We start from the raw sequence: 19,757 nt of genomic DNA, 5'->3' as shown, positions 1-19,757 counted from the left end.
CTCTGTGGCCGGGGGTTAACCCTCGGCCCTTTGTTTGTTATGCTGAGAAGCATGATGTGAAGCTGAGCAAGGCTTTGCTTTTTCATCGAAAAGGGATAAGAAATGAAGGAGGAAGGACATGTATACAAAAGATAGCTTGATGCAGCAACTAGAACAGCTTGGTGTGGATAGGCAAGGCACGGTGCTCATTCACTCTTCAATGAAAAGTATAGGCGAGGTTGAAGGTGGAGCAGACACGGTGTTGGATGCCTTTAGCGACTATATGAAAGAGGGATTGCTGGTGCTTCCCGCGCATACATGGTCTACCATTAATGCGGATAACCCAGTGTTCCACGTGGAAAATTCTACCTGTTGCGTGGGCATTCTGCCTGAACTTTTTCGTAAACGTCCGGGCGTAGTTCGCTCGTGGCACCCTACGCATTCGGTAGCGGCACTGGGAAGGGACGCAGAGGCGTTTACGAAGGACGATCATCTCTTCGATACACCGTGTGCGAGAGGTTCAGCATGGGGGAAACTGCTTGATCGGAAAGCGACGATCTTGTTAGTAGGCGTTGACTTGAAGCGGAATACATTTATCCACGGGGTCGAAGAGTGGGTGGACATCCCTGGCAGAATGACGGACGAGCATGAGATGCTGTATACGGTTTTACCAGATGGAAGCCAGATTTCAGTACCATCCCGCAGACATTGTGGGTTGCCATGGTCAGAGCATTTCTGGAAAGTAGATGAGGTGTTGGTTCGCGAAGGTGCGATGCGTAAAGGAAAGCTCGGCGATGCGGTCGTAAGAGTGTGTGATGCGGCTAAGACGGCAGAGGTAATTACGGAGATGCTGAAGGATAACCCCGATCTATTCACGGATAATCTCCCTCTACATGCAGTAACCGAATGATATAAGGGCCGTCCGATAGCCGGATGGCTCAATATCGATCACTTGATGATCTCCGAATATCTCCCGAGCAGATGATCTCCTCTCCTGTTTGTACTCTAAACCTTCAAAAGCATTCAAAAATAATCAGAAATAGATCAGCATTTCGATCAGAGGTTGGTCGGACTTCCAGTGTATGGGCTACTCACCCTTATGGTGGTGTGATAAGATATGGTTAAATTAACCAATAAGTTTGGCATAGCAGTATTGTATAGGTGTTTATTGAAGTTTCATATAAGTATCACATAGAATCATGAACAACCACGTTGTCATTGTAGCATCTAAGAAGGAGAAGATTCGTGAACCCTTTAGTATGGTATGATCTCTTTTTATTTGTCCTTTTGTTTGGTGTAGGTGTATATGTGTTTGCTACGGTTAGAATTACGAACTTACATAAGGTGTACTTTTTGTTTCACGGGTTGATGATGCTCTGGCCTTTCTGCCAATTTGCGAGTACGCTCACGGATGATTCCGGTCTGCAATTGTTCTACGTTACCTTATCTTTCGTTGCGGTCTCCTTGCTTGGGAGCGGGTGGCTTCTACTGACGATCTTTATTACCGGTTATTCAGAGCGTCTGAGTGCAAAAGGAACCTTCTTGCTATTTGTCCCTGCGGTGATCGGGGCTATAGGTGTGGTCGCAAATCCATGGAACGAATTCGTCATTCCACTGGAGGGCGGGTACATCGAGCGGGATTACGGCCTTTGGTTCTGGGTTGTGATGACTATTCTGGTGAGCTATTTCTTGACTTCTCTCGTGGTTCTATTCCAGGCGGTGTATTCTTCGCACACGTCTGCCATGATCAAAAAACAGGTGAGAATCACCCTGTTGGGCATCCTGGTCTTGGCTGTCTTTGCAACGATTGATGCGATTCTGAATGTCGTTCTAGCCCGGTGGTTGCCGATCATTCCTGGCATGACTTCGCTGGGGATCTTTCTATCGGACCTGTTCTTTGTCTATGTGATCAAAAGATACAATGTGTTCGATCTGGTCTCCATCGCCCATGAGGATGTAATCAATACCATTCCATATGGCATCCTGGTACTGGATGAGAATGAAGTCATTGTTGAAGCGAACAAAGCCTCACGATCCTTTATGGATCTTCATGTGGGGGATTCTTTTGATATGGAAGCCTTTCTGGAGTCTGTTCATGTTGTGGGCAGCTGCCGGGAGTTCGTGAATCATTATAAGAAAAAAGAAAATACCCTCTCCCACATTGAAGTGATCGTGGAGCGGGACAACAACATCCGGCACTATATCCTGCAATCGTCTCCGATTGTGGATTCGGCTCTTGTGCCGATCGGTCATATTCTCACGTTCCAAGATGTCTCGCAGGAGCGTTTCTATGTGAAAGAGATGAATCGCCAGAACGAGACGCTACAGGAGCGAAATCAGGCGCTAGACTTGATCCGTCAGGAGTTATCCGAGGCCAATCGCAAACTGGAGGAACTCGCGCTGACGGACAGTTTAACCAACTGTTACAACCGTCGTTATCTGACCCAACATCTTAACCACGAGGTCATTACCAATATTCAATACAAAACACCATTCTCTCTCCTGCTGCTCGATATCGACTACTTCAAAGCGATCAATGATCGCTATGGGCACGTCATCGGGGATGAGGTGCTCGTCCGCACGGCGGAGGCCGTCAAACAATCGATTCGCAGTACCGATATTCTGACGCGTTATGGCGGGGAAGAGTTCATGATCTACCTTCCGCATACGGAGCATGATCTGGCGAACCAGATCGCGGAGCGCGTGAGAACAGCTGTGGAGTCCAACCACATCATGGTCGATCACGAGATTATGCAGGTGTCCATTACGATTAGTATTGGGATTCTTTCTTTTGAGGATTTTGAAGTTGTGCATGTACCGGACAATCCGGAGGGGTATTTGACGCAACTGTTCGCTGCGGTGGATAAGGCATTGTATCAGGCGAAGCAGAATGGGCGCAACAGAGTGGAGTTTGCGGAGTTTGAGCGGGAAGTTATTTGAAAAGAGAAATAAGATAAGAGTGGAGACGTACTCCACTCTTTTTGGTGTTAGCGTATGATTTTGATGTAGAGATATTTATTCGGAATTTTTATGTGATTTTTCGATAGCATTTAAAAATTCTTTGCTAATTTTGGTCAATGATATGATTGTATCTGTACTTTTGCCGCTTATTAAAGTTATATGTTCATCCAAGGCTTTTTTGTACTCAGAGTCTTCTTTGAATCTAAAGATTTCTTCAGCAGTGACCTGCAATCCATTGATTATTTTCTCAAGAGTCTCCAAAGAAATGTTACGATCTCCCCGTTCAACTCCACCAATATAGCTGTAATGAAGACCTGCTGCTTCGGCTAGTTGTTCCTGAGTCCAGCCTTTTGCCTTCCTTAACTCACGTATTCGATTTCCTACGTCCTCTGGTAAACTCATTTGATCACCTCCACTTAAGGTTAGAAGAGGTTATAGAATCCTTACAGACTAATATGTGCAAACTGTATCATCGAATAAAAGTACTTATAAGTACAATTTAGGTTGATCTTCTTTTGATTTATCTATACAATTATAAAAAATGGATAATTAAGGAGGGTTATCTTTGCGGAAATCTATCCTAAAATCACTCAAACCGGACATCATTGTTGAAATGTTGGAAATGGCTTTGGCTTTTGAAAATTGGAACAAGGTGATGGAGAGGGCGGACATGTTATATCAATGTGTGCAGTCGATCCACGAAGAGCGAGAGGAGTATCGGTCAAAGGGATTACCTTTGGCGTATATCCATACCGAGCGGCCTTTGGTCTACTATTACGGGTTCAGTCACTTAATGCGGGGTATGGCTCACCGGAAGATGGGACAGGTAGATCAGGCGCGGGCATGTATCGATCAGTATGCAGATCTGGGATGGATGGAGGATCTGGATGAGGTAGGTATGCAGGTGGTGCAGGAGTTCAGGCATAAGGCACAGGTGAATCGGTATGCTCTTGAGATTGAAGCCGGGCAGGTGCAACTGCTGGAGGAGTTTGTGAACTTTTTGCTTGAGCATCCGGAGGAATGGTTGGTGGGTCTGAAGGTGATTACGGAGGCAGCAGTGCGGCATAGATGGCAGATTGATCGTTTTTTACATGTGTTTGAGGATCAGATGCTGGGCGATGGCACAGAAATGAATTCTTCAAACAACGATGATATGTACCATTACTGTTATCAGCGGGCTTTGTATGAACAGTGGATGGGAAGACCGCAAGAGGCCGTGGAGTTCATTTTGCAGGCAATCAGGTTAGCGCATAAGCTAGGGATGGATCGGTATGTTATAAGGTGCATAGCATTGTTGGAGTCATTACGGGGAGAGGCGACGGCGGAGCAGCTTGGGCGGTATCGGGCATTTATGAAAGGGATAGGACAGGAGCGTATCTAAGTTGGGTAAAATAGACAAACACTCTGAGCGTTGAAAAGACTGCCTACAATTTAATTGATCATACGCTGTTTATATTTTACCTGAGTCACAGTCGTATACTTAGTCACGGTCAGGAAAGATCGGCTTTTTATTTACTAAATTAAACCAATCTTCAATATGATCACTTAAAGATGGAATGTCGTTGATCCCTTTTTCACATATTTCGTTATACTTATCGCCTAAAATTCCTTTTAGATTATAATTTTTCTTATATTCGTCCGTTAATCTTGCCTGATATACTTCATATGGTTCCAAGCTATAATTCTGGTTGCGAGTCTCAAGACCAAGATACAACTTCCATTGTAACTCGCCCTGGAAAGCATCTATACATATAGCTAATTCGTTGTACACATTCCCTGCATTGCGAAATCTGAAATAAAATCCAGGGGTGTGATGGTAAATGTCCTCTCTTGCAAACATATTATATCTGGCCCATTCGTAAGTACGAAGCTTAGATAATGTATAGCCTATGAAGTGCGGCAGTTCCAGAATTTTGTTCGCCATATTTGTACATGACTCTAAACTCTCAGTGAATAAATCGCTCCCAAATCTTCTCCTGAACATCGTGTATATTTCTTTAGCTAAGTTATGTTTGTCCAAGCTGGCGGTGCGAATATATTCTTCAATTTGTGTTACCTCTTCCTCATATTCATCCTCAGGAGCGTAGGGGAATAGATTAATGGGGTCCCAATCGTTTATTATTTTTTTAACTAACATATGTAACACCTCTTTTAAAATCCCTTTATAGATCCTGCGGGGGCGGTCATTACACAAATATTTTCCCGAATCAGAAGCTTTTATCGGTTATCATGAGAGCATCCTTTCAAGATTCTGATTCTAGTATAGACTCCATCCTTACTGGATGAAGTCAGATTGTTTAATTAAATTGTTGGATAAATGCTGTAAAGTCTGTGGCGGCCAGATGACCACCCAAGGTGTTGTAAGAATTTATCGTTTCAATATAGATAATATTAGGCTGAGAATTGTGGCTGTAATTAAAACAAAACAGGTTACCCTCTACATCTATAGCAAAAGGAAAATGATTAGGAGGAAGGTTGTTCTTTTGCTCATTATATACATCCAATATATCAAGCTCATCAAATGCGATGAAGGTTAAGAAGGAAGAAAACATCACTTTTTTTCCACTAATGTTCAACGTCCGTTGGGCAGGTTCTGCACCGTGATATTTTTCTATGAAATGAATGTACTCAGAGGGAAATTGTATACCCCAAGTCTTTTCCACTGTCTTTACGGTATGAATATCAACAGGAGGATACTCCGTGCTCCATGCATTATTATTATCGACCATTTGATCTACTCCCTATTAATAATTGAATTTAAACCTGGAGCTATTTAATCCAATTTATATCATCATCTGACCAGTATGTGCTCCAATTAGGATCATCTACCTGACTAACTTGGATGATTTCTCCCGTGTCGTTTCTTCTAACGGCGTAACCGCCATCTTCATGATAGTATACAGTGACGGGCGCATTATTCTGTCCTTTTCTTTGGTCAATCCAATCCACTGTGCCTGCCGGCTCATGCATAGCTTCACCCAATCGTTGATCATTCCAACCACGTTCAGCAATTTGATCTGCAATACTTTTGCCACCTCTTTTTGTAGGCTCTTGGCTGTAGTGAAAGGGAGCTCCAGAATAACTATTTAAATTCGTATCTGCTTCTTTTCCCTTTCCCCCTCCAGAATCGGTATGGGGAGAGTGATGCTGTTTGCCATCAATGGACTTGATCCCGACTTTTCTACCGAAGATTCCGAGGAGCATAGAAGTTGTGATATTTGCGGCGTACTCTGCTCCGCCTTCTTGCTTCATTTTATCGAACTCAGCTGCAATATGCTTTTCTGCCTGTTCTCGGGTATCTCCGTTATCCCAAGCATAGTTCCAACTAAAGGCGATTCCGCTCCCTATGTCGGTAACTGTACCAATGGTATTATCATACAAGAAGTTACCCGCAGTATCTAATGGATGTTCGATAAGGTCTTTACCTAATTGCAGGGCAGAGTCACCAATCGCTAATATATTTTCTCCGGCCTGATTGAAAAAGGCATCCACATGTTCCTCAACGCTTCGTTTAGGAGGGGGATCATTTGGGCCGCAAACAAGATCATTAGTACGAGGTGTGCCCGGATGGGCCTGATACTGTAGTAACGCAGAGATGTTAACCATATTGGAATCGGTATCGACAAAACGTTCCCGAATCTGTTCCAAACGAAGAGATATTGTATGCAGCAAATCCAAGGTGGTATTCAGGTTTTTCTCTGCATAACGGTATAAGTGGGCAAAGCGTTCGGCTGTCTCGCCTTCAAAACCGCCGAGTAGGGGAGTGAGTTGGCCGTTTAATCTAGTCAGTGTTTGTTGCAAGTGCCCGTGTCCTATCTTAAACACGCCAATCGTGTGTGTCATTTGATCCACAGGGATCTGTATCTTTGTCATCGTCTCAATCCTCAGTTCTTGATCTATACTATATTTTAATCCATGTTAGATGCCGTTTGTGAGGACCTATAGTTCTATTTGTTTGTACCCATTCTCCTGAAATTCTCAAATGAAGGTGTATTGTTTGTGCCAAAAATAAGTTAAATGTCAGGAGGGGCAAGACGTTGTGAGGAGTTGTTGCGGTATGTTGGATGTGGTTCTATCGTTTTATGAGAGGGGACCAAGGTGGCTACTAAAAAGTAAATAGAATACTTCCGACATATATTAGGTAAATACTATTTACCATATACTATAGGAGGTATATATGAATTATTTTTTAGACTTTATTAAGGGTGTGGTTCCGAATAATGGAACATATCTAGTGATAACCGTTATTATAGTTCTTTTATTTTGGATGTACAAAGAATTGAGAGCGAATTATCTAGAAAGTATTAAATTAGACCAACAACGCTTTGAGAAAGCATTAGAGATTTATACAGAAGCTGAAATAGAAGTATACAAATATGTACAAAGGAAAACAGATTTTTATGATGCCGTGGAGAAAATTTCAAAAGCCACAGTATTGTTCCCCAACCGATTGGTTGAAACGTTTAATAGGCTTAGAGAAGAAGATAATCAGATAGATCAAAGGGCCGGAATGATAAGTTTTAGAAAAGAACTTCAAAAAGAAATTTCTTTTTTGAAAAGTGAACAAGTTAACCCGTTAATTACAAGTGATAGCAGTGGTGATCTTATGGTAACTATTGAGAGCTTTTTTAAGTCTAAGATCGCACCGTTTGCTATTCCTTTATTTCATGCATATCTAAATTTTATATTATTAATTTTAGTTTTGTACTTTATTTTATCTCTTATTTCAGCATCAACCTATAGAAGGTATTTCTATATTTTTACTATCATTTGATCTCTACAGTTATGTTATTATCTTATTTGCAATTATCAGTGAAGGATTTATAAAAAAGAGATTTATTCACAAGATATATAATTGGACATTTTTAATTATATTTTTATTCATTCCGATAGTATTCCTCTTTAATAGAGATTGGTATGTGGGTTTAGTAATATTTTTATTGTTTACTTTTTACATTGGATATTTTAGAAAAAAATCTTTGAAAAACCCTTAGTATCGCCGGGTAGTTGACTCTAGAGGAGGAGGTATTAATGAATCAATTATGTAAAGGTATAGAAAGAATAAACAGCATCAATTGGAGTACTTTCGGTAGAACAAATGAGCCCTCAAACATGGCATTATTACAGGAGTATATTAGAAGAGCAGCAATATTGACCACTACATACAGTTTGAAAACATCGTATCCCTTTTTCAACGCTTCTCGTGCGTTCGGATATGACGTTGATCTGGATATTACTGAAAAATGTCCTCAATTAAAGGAATTGAAAAACGGTTTCCTAAAAGGAACGTGTGAAGCATATTTGGAATGGTTGTTATTATTTGATTCCGGAAATGAAATTGCGTCGGAGTTTCATGATTTGTATGAACCTTTGGTTCTTTTAATCGAAAGAGGAGGACGCATTAGAAGAAAACATGGTGAGATTATTACAGGTGGCTATGCTTTTCCTCTAGCCCATGCCGAATACATGTCTAATCAGGCACCAATTGATATAAGCGATGAGGGACTGGACGCCTGGACGCACCAGTGATTTTTTAGATCAGTCGTATGGCTCTAGCTCAAGCATTTTAAAAGTTAGAGGAGTGAGAGCATGGATTTTGATATCGTAGAGATAAAGGACTACTATGACACGGAAATAATCAATTATGACTATACTAAACTAAAAGCTTGGGGAGTAACTGAAGAGAATGCTCATTTTTTAATCGACATAGGAGTTCCAGAACAATATGATGATTTTTCCTTTTATGAATCTGAAGCTTTCCAAGTGAAAGTTATTGAAGGAGAGAAATATATTCAGATTGGTCACTTCGCAAGTTATGGTATGCGTGACTCGTACGGCCTCTATCTAAAACAAGGGAGCGATATGTTTTTCACAACATCATCATTGGATAAGTCCAACGTATATATGCTCAATAAGAATTTGGGAACCTTCTTTTTGTTTCATCTAATTAGAAGTGAACGGGCAGCTAAAATGAGACTGGAAGGTACATATACCTCAGATGAGTATGCTAGAGCACTTCGTGGTTATTTTGAGAAGATTGATCCGATAGCAATGAAGAATGTTGAAGGTTACTGGTCACATTTGCTAGAAGACTACGAAACTGGATTGTAACTCTTCGAGAAATCTTGCATGGTTCTACATCTAAATAATCCCGGATCTTAAAGGAATGCCCGCTAATAGAGCACTCATATGTAACAAAAAACATGAAGAATCCGCTCTCATCCGAGAGTCGGATTTTTTCTCGTTCTAACACCAACATAACTCTTGTCAAAACGTAATCATTACGATATGATAATACTCATTGTGTAGATCATAATGATTACGATTAAGAGAAAGGGGCATTACCTTGAATAAAAAGACGCCACTGCTAGCGCTGGTCTCCTTGGCCTTGAGCGCTGGACTGTTGAGCGCCTGCGGATCATCTGAGTCCAGTCCCGCTGCGCAACCATCCACCGATAATAAAAATGTTCATTTCCTATATAACTTCTCCACCAGTTCGCTAGATCCACATGTGGATTCTAGCTATGTGCCGCTGCGCGCGGGCATTACGGAAACGCTGGTTCGTCTCGATGAAGAGAACCTGACGGTGGCTCCATGGCTCGCCGAGAGCTGGGAGAGCGAAGACGGGCAGCGTTGGACGATCGACCTGCGAGATGATGTGACCTTCCAGAACGGCAAGCCGATGACGGGTGAATCCGTTAAGGCATCCCTTGAGCGGGCACTGGAAGAGAATGTAGCCATCCAGAACGCGCTGAAGATTGATACGATTGAAGCCAAGGGCGACAAATTGGAAATCACTACAACTCAGCCGTTCCCGGAGTTCGCTTCGGAACTGGTGAACCCCAACACGGCGATTATCGACGTGAGTGAGCCGGACATTGTGAACAAGCCCATTGGTACGGGCCCGTTCAAACTGACCTCTTTTACCCCAGGCAGCAAGCTGCAACTGGATCGCTATGATGAATATTGGGACGGAGCATCGCCTCTGGATTCCATCACGTTCTCATTCAATGAAGATGCCAATGCCCGCACACTAGCGCTCAAATCTGGGCAGGTAGATATTGTATACCGTCCGGAAGTCGAAAGCCTCGAATCGCTCAAAGCGATGGACGGCATGACCGTTGAATCTACATCGACGTTCCGCGTGCATCAACTAACGATGAACATGCAGCGGGAGAGTATGAAGGACCTTAATGTTCGTCGTGCGCTGGACGCGCTGATTGACCGTCAGGGTATCGTCGACACGATCCTGCTCGGCTATGGCGAAGCGGCCATCGGACCGTTCCTGCCATCGCTGCCATTTGCACCAACCTATACGGATACAGCAACGGAATCCGGAGCTGATGTCGCTGTAAAATATCTCAACGAAGCAGGGTACACGCAGCAAAACGGCGTGATGACCAAGGACGGAAAACCATTGCAATTGACCCTACTGACGTATTCGGCTCGTGCCGATCTGCCACTGATTGCTCAAGTATTCCAATCTGATGCGAAGAAGATCGGTATCGACGTGCAGATTCGCCAGATTGACACGCCAGAAGATTATATGGCATCTAACCGTGACTGGGATATTGCAACGTACAGTAATTTGACGGCTCCTCGTGGGGATGCAGGCTATTACCTTAATGCGACGTATCACCCTAAGGGTGCTCTTAACTTCAGTGGATCGGAAGATCCGGAACTGACCAAGATCATCGATGAACTGAATCTCACAGTTGCACCGGAGAAGCGCGCAGAGCTTGCCGAGAAGGCAGCCAACTATGTGCATGACAACGTGCTGAATTCATTCGTGCTGCATCCAGGTACGATCGTTGCCTATAATGGCAAGAAGATCAAGAATTGGGTTACCACTCGCAGTGAATATTACATGATTACCAATAAGCTGGATGTGATGTAATGTTTCGCATTTTGCTTCGGAAGTTCCTTGAGGTATTTATCTTTCTGTTGTTCATTATGTTTGTGAGTTTCCTGTTCATTCGTCTGGCTCCGGGTGATCCCGTGCTGACGATCCTGAATGTGGACGAACTGTCTGTTAGTCAGGAGCAGGTCGAAGCTGTACGCGAGGAAATGGGCTTCAATGATTCGCTTCCTGTCCAGTTTGGCAACTGGTTGCTCGATTTTGTTCGTCTCGACTTCGGTGTATCGTATTCAACAGGCCAGCCAGTTATGCTGACCCTGATGCGTGCGTTGCCTGCTACGGCTGAACTGACGATTGGCGCTCTACTGGTCATGCTCGTCATAGCGATACCGCTCGGCTCGCTGTCAGCACTCCATCGTGGCAGTTGGATTGACCGGGGCAGCCGGATGCTCTCCATTGTGGGTGCGGCGGTGCCAAGCTTCTGGCTGGGTCTGATCCTAATCGACATGTTCGGCGTACGCTTTGGCAATCTGCCGACCATGGGCCGGGATGGATTCACATCACTTATTCTGCCATCTCTGACGCTGGGACTTGCCATCTCCAGCGTTTATGTGCGTCTTTTGCGTTCCAGCCTATTGGATTCTCTTAGCCAGGAGTTCGTTCGGTCCGCCAGGGCAAGAGGGTTATCCGAAGGCCGGATCTTCATGCTTCACGCCTTCCGGCACAGTCTGCCGCCTGTCATTACAGTATTCGGCGTCAGTCTCGGTAGCCTGATTGGCGGAGTTGTTGTAATTGAAGTGTTGTTCGCTTATCCGGGTATTGGCAAGCTTGTCGTTGATGCCATCCGCCAGCGTGATTATCCACTGATTCAGGGTTACATTCTGATCATGGCTATCGTGGTATTTCTCGTGAATACGGCGGTTGATCTGTCGTACCGTTATTTGAATCCCGAAATGAAACTGAAGGAAAAGGAGGCCCACCGATGAAAACCATACCCCTGCCCATTCCACCTACAAAATCTAAAAAACATAACTGGCAGGCGATCGTTGGTTTGCTATTTGCCCTGCTGGTCATCGCGGCCTCCGTATATGCCTTTTTAGTTCTGAAACATGATCATACCTTAACCGATCTGCGCGGACGATTGCAGGGTGCAAGTGCTCTCCATCCGTTCGGCACCGACCATCTGGGCCGCGATGTACTGACACGTCTGCTGCTTGGCGGCGGCCAAACACTGGGTTATAGTCTGCTGGCACTCGGTGCTGCATTGCTGATTGGCATTCCGTTTGGTTTGATCGCGGGTTACAAACGTGGCTGGGTCGATAAGTTGTTCATGCGGATTGCTGATGCCTTTCTTGCTTTCCCTGATACCATCGTGGCGATTGTGCTAAGTGGCTTGCTTGGCGCGGGAATCGGTAATCTGGTATTGGCGATTGTGATCGTAAAGTGGGTCAGCTATGCGCGTCTCGTTCGAAGTACGGTTTTATCGGAGTCACAAAAGGATTACATTCGCATTGCCCGCACCAACGGATTGTCGGACGGTCGTATCATGAGAAAACATCTGCTTCCACATATCGCAGGTCATGTGCTCGTGCTGGCCAGTCTTGATCTGGGTAAAATCATTCTGCTCATCTCATCATTGTCCTACATTGGCCTTGGCGCACAGCCGCCAACACCTGAATGGGGTGCGATGCTGAACGACTCAAGGCCTTACTTTCAGTCTCGGCCGGAGCTGATGATCTATCCGGGCCTTGCCATTGTCTCGGTAGTGCTGCTCGCCAACATGCTGGGCGACTATCTAAGAGACCGGTTTGACGTGAAGAAGGAGGTGCAGCCATGATTCTCTCCATTGAGGAACTGAGCATCTCCAGTCGGGATCGTTCGATTGTAGATCAAGTCTCTCTGGCTGTTCGCGAAGGTGAATTCATGGCATTGGTTGGTCAGAGCGGTAGTGGCAAAAGCTTGCTCTCGCAAGCGATTGGTCGTCTGCTGCCGCCCAACCTGCATGCGTCGGGGCGAGTCATGTTCGAAGGCAGTAACCTGCTCGAACGGAAGTCAAAGGAGATGCGCGCCCTGAGGGGAAGCCGCATCTCATATATTTTTCAAGACTATCAGGGAGCATTTACGCCCTTTCGCAGCATTGGTGGGCACTTTGATGAATACCAGAAGGTACATGGAGAAAAGTCTTCTGCCATCCGCAAGAAACGAGCGGAGGAAGCGCTGGAATCGGTTGGCCTTGGCGCTGAATTGCTGCGCCGCTATCCGTTCCAGTTGAGCGGTGGACAGCTTCAGCGGGCCTCGATTGCCACCTCGCTGATGCTGTCTCCTCGTCTGCTAATTGCAGACGAGGCAACGACGGCACTCGATAGTTTATCCGGACATCGCGTGTTGGAACTGCTGGCACGCAAACAAGTGGAGACGGGATGTGCCATTCTGTTTATCACACATGATTGGCGCCATGTACGTCGCTATGCCAACCGCTTGGCTGTGATGAAGGAAGGGCAGATCGTCGAATCTGGCGGGAAACATCGCATTCTCGATCATCCCCAACATGAATATACGCGCCAGCTGATTGATGCGGCTCCCGTTCTGAGTCGTTCGCTGAAGTCGGGATTGAAGGAGGCAGGAAGCGAATGAAGACAACCGCAAATGCTGAACACCGTGGACTCCTGCAGTCCGAAGAATCTGGTGTGCGAAGCCAAGATTTTGCTAAAGACTTAAACGATGTAGACACAGACAATGTAATCATAGATACTGCGGGTACAGATCATACGGATATAGATGCGGATATAGATATTGCCGGTTCAGACAATGCTTCATCGCTCAGCACCCCTGGCAATCCTGTGCTTCACGTGGAACATCTGAGCCGAACGTATGCGGGTGCAGACCGACCGGCTGTGAACGATATTTCCTTCACCCTGAACCACGGCGAATGCCTTGGCCTGGTTGGCGAGAGCGGGTGCGGCAAGAGTACGCTCGCCCGCTGTCTGCTACGGATTGAAGATGCAGATACAGGCTCGATTACACTGGGTGGACAGGATATTGCACGGCTGAGCGGCCGACGGTTGCGGCCACATCGCCGGAAGATTCAGATTGTTTTCCAGAACCCGATGGCAGCTCTGAATCCCAAGCTCAAGATTGCTGATTCGCTGATTGATCCGTACGAACAACTTGGACGGAACGTCGAGCTGTCCCACTTTACCTACACGTCGAAGGAGGCTTACGTCCAAAAGCTGCTTGAAGCGGTGGAGCTTCCTAGCGATTTGGCTGGACGTTACCCCCATGAGCTAAGTGGTGGACAGCGCCAGCGCGTCACGATTGCACGTGCTATTGGCATTGAACCGGACGTTGTTGTTCTGGATGAACCGACGGCCAGCCTGGACGTGATCTCGCAAGGAGCAGTTTTGCAGTTGCTCACCGATCTGCGGACATCGCTTGGTCTTTCATACGTGTTCATCTCGCATGACTTGGCCGCGGTACATCGCATGAGCCAGCGCATCATCGTTATGCGGGAAGGTCAGATCGTTGACCGCTTTGGTGCAGATGCGTTGTTCGCTGAAGAACGCCATCCGTATACAAAGGAACTGATTTCAATTTTCTGAGTACTCCCGGAGACGCCGGGGGTGGTAATCGTTAATTTATATATGAAGCCGCCTTACGAAGAGATTCGAGAGCGGCTTTTAGTGCATCCATTTGATCATCCAAAGTCCCCCTAAAACCGGGTTCCTTTCTTTGTTTTGAACAAATATATCTTTCAGGCCTATAACCGGGCTAACGTTCCGATGTAAACTAGCGTATACTGATGGAATAGCAAATATCTTGAAATTGCATATTTAAATTGCTCTATATTATTGATACACTAGATCAAGGTTATAATCATTCAGAGAAGGTGCGATCCCGTTCAAGAATGGGCTTGCTGCAAATGCCAAATCGATAACGCTTACATCCTTTTGGCAAATATAGGATATAAGGACGGTAGACATGAGCCAGGGACAAACGAGTACAGATGTTATCTTGATTGGTGCCGGAATTATGAGTGCAACTTTGGGAACTTTGCTAAAAGAATTGGCACCAGACTGGAATATTAAGGTTTTCGAAAAGCTAGCCACTGCAGGAGAGGAAAGCTCCAACGAATGGAATAATGCCGGAACCGGGCATGCTGCATTGTGCGAACTTAACTATACCGTTGAACGACCAGACGGAACCGTAGATATTAGCAAAGCGATTAAAGTGAATGAACAATTTCAGATCTCAAAGCAATTTTGGTCCTATCTCGTCAATAGCCGTCTGATTCGTAATCCGCGGGACTTCATTATGCCGATTCCCCATTTGAGTTATGTACACGGAGAGAGCAATGTCCAGTTTTTGAAAAGACGTTATGACTCCTTGTCGAATCACCCGTTGTTCGCAGGCATGGAATTCTCGGATGACAAGAAAGAGCTGGCGAAATGGATGCCGCTGATGATGAAAGATCGTACCAGTAATGAACCTGTTGCAGCGACCAAAATTGACTCCGGTACGGACGTTAACTTTGGTGCTTTAACGCGTATGCTGATCAAACATTTGAAGGAACAACAAGTGGGCGTCCACTACCAACATAGCGTGAAGAATATGAAACGTACCAGCGATGGACAATGGGAATTATCCGTGAAAAACCTGAAGAGTGGTGCAGTCGAACGCCATAAGGCGAAATTTGTCTTCATCGGCGCGGGCGGCGGAAGTCTGCATTTGCTCCAGAAGACGGGCATTCCGGAAGGTAAACATATCGGCGGATTCCCGGTCAGTGGGATCTTTATGGTGTGCAAAAATCAAAAAGTCGTGGAACAGCATCACGCCAAAGTATATGGCAAGGCTTCGGTAGGGGCTCCGCCGATGTCGGTTCCACATCTGGATACTCGTTTTATCGACAATAAAAAGTCGCTGTTATTCGGGCCGTTTGCGGGATTCTCACCGAAGTTCCTGAAGACGGGTTCCAATGCCGACTTAATCACGTCTGTTAAGATGCATAATCTGCTTACGATGCTCGCAGCAGGTGTCAAAGAAATCTCTTTGACCAAGTACCTGATCCAACAACTGATGTTATCCAAAGAACAACGTATGGCAGAATTGCGTGACTTTGTTCCGGGTGCGAAGAGCGAGGATTGGGATATGGTTCTGGCGGGGCAGCGTGTGCAGGTGATCAAGGATACCGTTCAAGGTGGCAAGGGAACGTTGCAATTTGGTACGGAAGTGGTCACGTCTGCAGATGGAACGATTGCTGCTTTGTTAGGTGCATCACCAGGTGCATCCACCGCGGTTCAGGTCATGCTTGAGATTCTTCAGCGGTGCTTCCCGCAGCATATGGAGGCATGGGAGCCAAAGATCAAGGAAATGATTCCTTCCTACGGCATATCCCTTGTGGAGAACTTGGATCTTCTCAAAGAGGTTCATTCTTCAACAGCCAAGGCACTGGGATTATCGGATGAAAAACATGTCCTGCACGTATAACGTTTAGCTTATTGTGTTAGATCATAATGAAGTCATAGAAAAGAGAGCTAAGCCGGGTCGAAACCCGTGCTTAGCTCTCTTTTGGTTTATTTGGTATGTCAGAACCTGAACTTGAGCTTGAACTTGAACTTGAACATATCCGCTATCACAGCGCTCCCCGTAGACCTTACACAGAGCAAACGGATATGGATCGAATAATATGCCGCTGTAGAGTTATAGAACGATCTTAATGCTCAGGCTCTCAACTGCGGTCCAAAGGGATGACAAAGGAAACTTTCGTACCTTGGCCCGGCGAGCTGACGATGGTCAAACCTTGTCCGTACATCTGGGTCAACCGGCGATGTGTATTGGTTAATCCAATGCCTCCAGTTCCACCGGGACCTTTCTTGGGCCACGCTAGTGCCCGTTCGATCTGCTCGGGCTGCATCCCCACACCGTCATCCTCGATCTCAATCAAGGTGGACGCTGTTTGGTTGATGATTCGGATATGCACGGTTCCACCCTCAACTTTGCTGAGAATACCATGTCGAACAGCATTCTCAATGAGCGGTTGAATGGTGAGTGGCGGCAGTGATAGATCAAGATCATCGGGAATATCCCAGATGACGTTCAACCGATGCATGAATCGTTCTTTCTCAATGTAGAGATAGGCGCGGGAGAGATCCAACTCATGAGTGACCTCAACCATTTTCTCCGAATTAACAAAATGAAAACTGGTCTGAAGGTACTCGATAAAAGCATCGCCCAGTTTCTGCATTCGCTCCGTGTCCATCTCACTAAGAACCATGATTGAATTGAGCGTATTAAAAAGAAAATGGGGCTGAATCTGTGCTTGTAAGTAAGCAGCCTCCATGCGCAGTCGCTCATCAATGGATTGTTTCAGTACGATCAGAGAACCGATGCGATGCCTTAATTCAACGGCATCCACGGGCTTGGTGACATAGTCCGTAGCACCGGCCATGAATCCGGCGTATACATCCGCTGGCTCGTTACGGGCCGTCAGCAACAGGATGGGAAGCTCGGATACCGAATAACGCTTGCGTACGTTCTCGGTCAGTTCATAACCGGACATATGAGGCATCATGACATCGGCAATCAGTAAGTCCCAAGGCTCCTTATCCAATAATTCAAGTGCCTCAAGCGCCGAGGCCGCGGGTTGAATATGATACGGTTCATTCGCAAGCATGGAGATCAGTACTCGCAGGTTTACAGGATCATCATCGACGGCAAGAATTCTTGCGGCAGTCTTATCTTGAGAGACGGTCTGCTGCTGCGGCTCTGCAATCGCAATTTCATCGAAGCTGTGAGCGTCCCATTGCTGCTCAGTCTGGTCCGATAACGATGCGGTGTCTTCCCGTGGAAGCGAGATCTGGAAGGTCGATCCTTGCCCAGGTACGGATTGCACGGTGAGTTGGCCGCCATGGAGTTCGGTGAGCTGCCTGCTGATATTGAGACCGAGGCCGATTCCTCCGCTTAAACGGGCCTCTGGGGTCCCTTGTTCATACGCCTCGAATATTCGCTGTTGTATCTCCTCACTCATACCAACACCTGTATCTGAAACTTGAATCAAGACGTACTCTCCATGTTCCCGAACGGACACGGTAATGGTACCCTCATCGGTAAATTTGAGCGCATTATGCAACAGGTTGTAGAGCACCTGAACAAGTCTTCTCTCATCGGCTTGAATCAACGGCAGTGATTCTGGAATATCCACCTGCATATGGATGGGCTTGCCCTCTGCCATGAATCGGAACATACCGATCACGCCTGGAATGACAGATGCAAGAGATAAAGGTTTCTTCTGAAGCGTAATACGTTTTTCCTTCAAACGAATGACATCCAGGAGGTCATCCACCAGTTGGGACATGCGTCGGCCGATGGTAACTAACAGCTTCATGTCTTCTGCCTGCTGCCCACCTGATTTACGACGTTCACGAACCGCGATGCTCTCGGCGATATTGATGATCCCGTGCAGCGGTGTACGCAATTCATGAGCCGTATTCACAAGAAACTGATCCTTCTGGCGATCCTCTTCTTTGAGCTGTTCGTACAACTTCTCGATCTCACTTGAATTGCGGAAGTATTTTCTGAACCAATAGGCGGAGAAGCCAAACATGGCCGCAATCACATCGATCGGATAATACACGTTGGTAATTTCGCTATGTGAGTTCACAATTCCCCATAACACGCTTGATAGGCTGCTAGTAGCCGCAAAGAGCAAAAAGCTTGCGTCCCTTCGTTTCTCGGCTGCCATTCGGAAGAATAGGTACACAGACCAGCCGATGGCAAACAGATAAAGGAAATCAGAGAGCCCAATCTCAAGTACATGATAGATCAGGGTCACTGGTGCGACTAGCAAAAATAAACAGTAAACGCCAAGCACGCTGGCATAGATGCGGAACAGTTTACGCCATTGTAGACTATGGGAGAAGCTTTTAGCCATTTGTAAAAGAAAGAATGCGAACAACGGATAGGACAACGCTTTGGCCTTAACGATCCAAGTGAAGTTGAGTGGAATCCAACTTAATAACAGATTGTCATGGTCGGAAGCGACCGTTAGGGCAGCTACCAGCGTTAGCATCGAGAACGTCAGAAGAGCTCGTTCCTTTCGGATAAATAGAAACATGACAAAAGCGTATAGGCTGTGCAAAAGCAGTATAGCGAATGTAATCTTTTGCAAGTCAATGGATAGTCCTCGTTCACTTCCAATGGCTTCTGGAGAACCAAAATAGAGAGAGCGTGTGATCCCTCCGCTATAAGGATCGTCAAAATTGGCTGTCTGCACCAAAAGATTGAGTTCGGTAGAACCGTCAAGCACATAGGAAGTTGTAAATGCAGTCCTTTCTGGTCGATAGGCTTCGGCATGAGTGGCAGGTTGGCCGAATTCGGCAACAATGGTCCCGTTCATCTCGATAATCGATGATGTCTGGATTTTCTGAGCCCAGAGAGAGACTTCCTCCACAGATGGATCTAAAAGTATGCGAAGATGGTATGTCCCATATCCAAACGACGATGAGGATTGTGGTAATGCATCACGCCAGTCACCGGGAACTTGAATCGGTGTGGATGGGTTATCCGCTATTTTCGCGTCACGATTAGAGATTAACGTCTGGGGATAAAACTCCCATTCTCCATCCAGGGATATGGGTGAAGTGTTGGCGAGGTCCCAGCCTCGAAGGTCTAACAAGCCTTCAATGGGTTCAGGATGTGCGGGTATAGTGAAAGTCTCGGACCATATCCAGCGAAAGCCAAGCAAAATAGTCAGGAATAGAATCGACAGCACTACATATCGGGGTATCTTTTTATAGGTTATTGGTTTCATGGCAGACTTTAGTTTTCGACAGTTTACTTCAAATTCCTGCATGCCCTCTGCCAAAGATGAACATTTTTTTGAATACCGGAACATAGATTCTATATTTAAATGATAGCGGTCCCACGTCAGGATTTATGGTAAAATTATAGATTAAAGGGTGAT

Annotated in this window: 17 protein-coding genes; 12 read left to right on the top strand and 5 right to left on the bottom strand. The window is 45.8% G+C overall.

All coding sequences use genetic code 11. From position 1 onward, the window contains the following. Positions 1–118: 118 nt before the first annotated feature. Together MHI52_RS30640 and MHI52_RS30635 are read left to right on the top strand one after the other, a co-directional pair. Complete coding sequence (locus MHI52_RS30640; protein ID WP_405158214.1) at positions 119–889, top strand: AAC(3) family N-acetyltransferase; 771 nt, start codon at positions 119–121, stop codon at positions 887–889. 335 nt (positions 890–1,224) lie between these two features. After that, positions 1,225–2,919, top strand: coding sequence for a diguanylate cyclase (locus tag MHI52_RS30635; protein WP_405158213.1), 1,695 nt, complete (start codon positions 1,225–1,227; stop codon positions 2,917–2,919). Between the two features lie 75 nt (positions 2,920–2,994). Here MHI52_RS30635 and MHI52_RS30630 read toward each other — a convergent pair whose 3' ends face one another. Continuing rightward, positions 2,995–3,342 (bottom strand): helix-turn-helix domain-containing protein, encoded by a 348-nt coding sequence (locus tag MHI52_RS30630; protein ID WP_405158212.1) that lies wholly within the window; start codon positions 3,340–3,342, stop codon positions 2,995–2,997. A gap of 163 nt (positions 3,343–3,505) precedes the next feature. Between MHI52_RS30630 and MHI52_RS30625 the strand changes: the two genes are divergently transcribed. Next, positions 3,506–4,321 carry a DNA-binding protein gene (locus MHI52_RS30625; RefSeq protein WP_405158211.1) on the top strand — a complete coding sequence of 272 codons (816 nt, stop codon included), beginning with the start codon at positions 3,506–3,508 and terminating at the stop codon, positions 4,319–4,321. A 99-nt stretch (positions 4,322–4,420) separates the two neighbouring features. Here MHI52_RS30625 and MHI52_RS30620 read toward each other — a convergent pair whose 3' ends face one another. From MHI52_RS30620 to MHI52_RS30610, 3 genes are all read right to left on the bottom strand, one after another. Continuing rightward, positions 4,421–5,077, bottom strand: coding sequence for a DUF1871 family protein (locus MHI52_RS30620; protein WP_405158210.1), 657 nt, complete (start codon positions 5,075–5,077; stop codon positions 4,421–4,423). Between the two features lie 160 nt (positions 5,078–5,237). Then, complete coding sequence (locus MHI52_RS30615; protein WP_133386374.1) at positions 5,238–5,669, bottom strand: SMI1/KNR4 family protein; 432 nt, start codon at positions 5,667–5,669, stop codon at positions 5,238–5,240. A gap of 40 nt (positions 5,670–5,709) precedes the next feature. After that, on the bottom strand, positions 5,710–6,792 hold the full coding sequence (locus tag MHI52_RS30610; protein ID WP_405158209.1) for a colicin E5-related ribonuclease: 1,083 nt from the start codon (positions 6,790–6,792) through the stop codon (positions 5,710–5,712). Between the two features lie 325 nt (positions 6,793–7,117). Between MHI52_RS30610 and MHI52_RS30605 the strand changes: the two genes are divergently transcribed. From MHI52_RS30605 to MHI52_RS30565, 9 genes are all read left to right on the top strand, one after another. Then, positions 7,118–7,714, top strand: coding sequence for a hypothetical protein (locus MHI52_RS30605; protein ID WP_405158208.1), 597 nt, complete (start codon positions 7,118–7,120; stop codon positions 7,712–7,714). A gap of 257 nt (positions 7,715–7,971) precedes the next feature. Then, complete coding sequence (locus MHI52_RS30600; RefSeq protein WP_405158207.1) at positions 7,972–8,469, top strand: hypothetical protein; 498 nt, start codon at positions 7,972–7,974, stop codon at positions 8,467–8,469. 60 nt (positions 8,470–8,529) lie between these two features. Then, complete coding sequence (locus MHI52_RS30595; RefSeq protein WP_405158206.1) at positions 8,530–9,051, top strand: SUKH-4 family immunity protein; 522 nt, start codon at positions 8,530–8,532, stop codon at positions 9,049–9,051. A gap of 235 nt (positions 9,052–9,286) precedes the next feature. Further along, entirely contained in the window at positions 9,287–10,837 is a 1,551-nt protein-coding gene (nikA, locus tag MHI52_RS30590) for a nickel ABC transporter substrate-binding protein (RefSeq protein WP_405158205.1), read from the top strand. Next, complete coding sequence (gene nikB, locus MHI52_RS30585; RefSeq protein ID WP_405158204.1) at positions 10,837–11,784, top strand: nickel ABC transporter permease; 948 nt, start codon at positions 10,837–10,839, stop codon at positions 11,782–11,784. Before nikA ends, nikB begins: the two co-directional genes overlap by 1 nt. Then, positions 11,781–12,635, top strand: coding sequence for a nickel transporter permease (nikC, locus tag MHI52_RS30580; protein ID WP_076217106.1), 855 nt, complete (start codon positions 11,781–11,783; stop codon positions 12,633–12,635). The genes nikB and nikC overlap by 4 nt, the downstream gene beginning before the upstream one ends. Next, positions 12,632–13,432, top strand: coding sequence for an ABC transporter ATP-binding protein (locus MHI52_RS30575; protein WP_405158203.1), 801 nt, complete (start codon positions 12,632–12,634; stop codon positions 13,430–13,432). The genes nikC and MHI52_RS30575 overlap by 4 nt, the downstream gene beginning before the upstream one ends. Then, positions 13,429–14,397, top strand: coding sequence for an ABC transporter ATP-binding protein (locus MHI52_RS30570; protein ID WP_405158202.1), 969 nt, complete (start codon positions 13,429–13,431; stop codon positions 14,395–14,397). The genes MHI52_RS30575 and MHI52_RS30570 overlap by 4 nt, the downstream gene beginning before the upstream one ends. A 379-nt stretch (positions 14,398–14,776) precedes the next feature. Then, positions 14,777–16,282, top strand: a complete 1,506-nt coding sequence (locus tag MHI52_RS30565) for a malate:quinone oxidoreductase (RefSeq protein WP_076252082.1) — start codon at positions 14,777–14,779, stop codon at positions 16,280–16,282. A gap of 241 nt (positions 16,283–16,523) precedes the next feature. Here the strand turns inward: MHI52_RS30565 and MHI52_RS30560 are convergent, their stop codons facing one another. Beyond that, positions 16,524–19,604 carry an ATP-binding protein gene (locus MHI52_RS30560; RefSeq protein WP_164783232.1) on the bottom strand — a complete coding sequence of 1,027 codons (3,081 nt, stop codon included), beginning with the start codon at positions 19,602–19,604 and terminating at the stop codon, positions 16,524–16,526. Between the last annotated feature and the right edge of the window lie 153 nt (positions 19,605–19,757).

The organism is Paenibacillus sp. FSL H8-0283 (assembly GCF_045040675.1).
In the GTDB taxonomy this organism is placed as follows: domain Bacteria; phylum Bacillota; class Bacilli; order Paenibacillales; family Paenibacillaceae; genus Paenibacillus; species Paenibacillus amylolyticus.
The sequence above is the reverse complement of the archived record's forward strand: the minus strand, read 5'-3'. Positions and strand labels throughout refer to the sequence as shown.

Coding starts and splice junctions, on each gene's coding strand:
- MHI52_RS30640 (WP_405158214.1), top strand. CDS start 119: ATGTATACAAAAGATAGCTTGATGCAGCAACTAGAACAGCTTGGTGTG.
- MHI52_RS30630 (WP_405158212.1), bottom strand. CDS start 3,342: ATGAGTTTACCAGAGGACGTAGGAAATCGAATACGTGAGTTAAGGAAG.
- MHI52_RS30620 (WP_405158210.1), bottom strand. CDS start 5,077: ATGTTAGTTAAAAAAATAATAAACGATTGGGACCCCATTAATCTATTC.
- MHI52_RS30615 (WP_133386374.1), bottom strand. CDS start 5,669: ATGGTCGATAATAATAATGCATGGAGCACGGAGTATCCTCCTGTTGAT.
- MHI52_RS30605 (WP_405158208.1), top strand. CDS start 7,118: ATGAATTATTTTTTAGACTTTATTAAGGGTGTGGTTCCGAATAATGGA.
- MHI52_RS30600 (WP_405158207.1), top strand. CDS start 7,972: ATGAATCAATTATGTAAAGGTATAGAAAGAATAAACAGCATCAATTGG.
- MHI52_RS30595 (WP_405158206.1), top strand. CDS start 8,530: ATGGATTTTGATATCGTAGAGATAAAGGACTACTATGACACGGAAATA.
- nikB (WP_405158204.1), top strand. CDS start 10,837: ATGTTTCGCATTTTGCTTCGGAAGTTCCTTGAGGTATTTATCTTTCTG.
- nikC (WP_076217106.1), top strand. CDS start 11,781: ATGAAAACCATACCCCTGCCCATTCCACCTACAAAATCTAAAAAACAT.
- MHI52_RS30575 (WP_405158203.1), top strand. CDS start 12,632: ATGATTCTCTCCATTGAGGAACTGAGCATCTCCAGTCGGGATCGTTCG.
- MHI52_RS30570 (WP_405158202.1), top strand. CDS start 13,429: ATGAAGACAACCGCAAATGCTGAACACCGTGGACTCCTGCAGTCCGAA.
- MHI52_RS30565 (WP_076252082.1), top strand. CDS start 14,777: ATGAGCCAGGGACAAACGAGTACAGATGTTATCTTGATTGGTGCCGGA.
- MHI52_RS30560 (WP_164783232.1), bottom strand. CDS start 19,604: ATGAAACCAATAACCTATAAAAAGATACCCCGATATGTAGTGCTGTCG.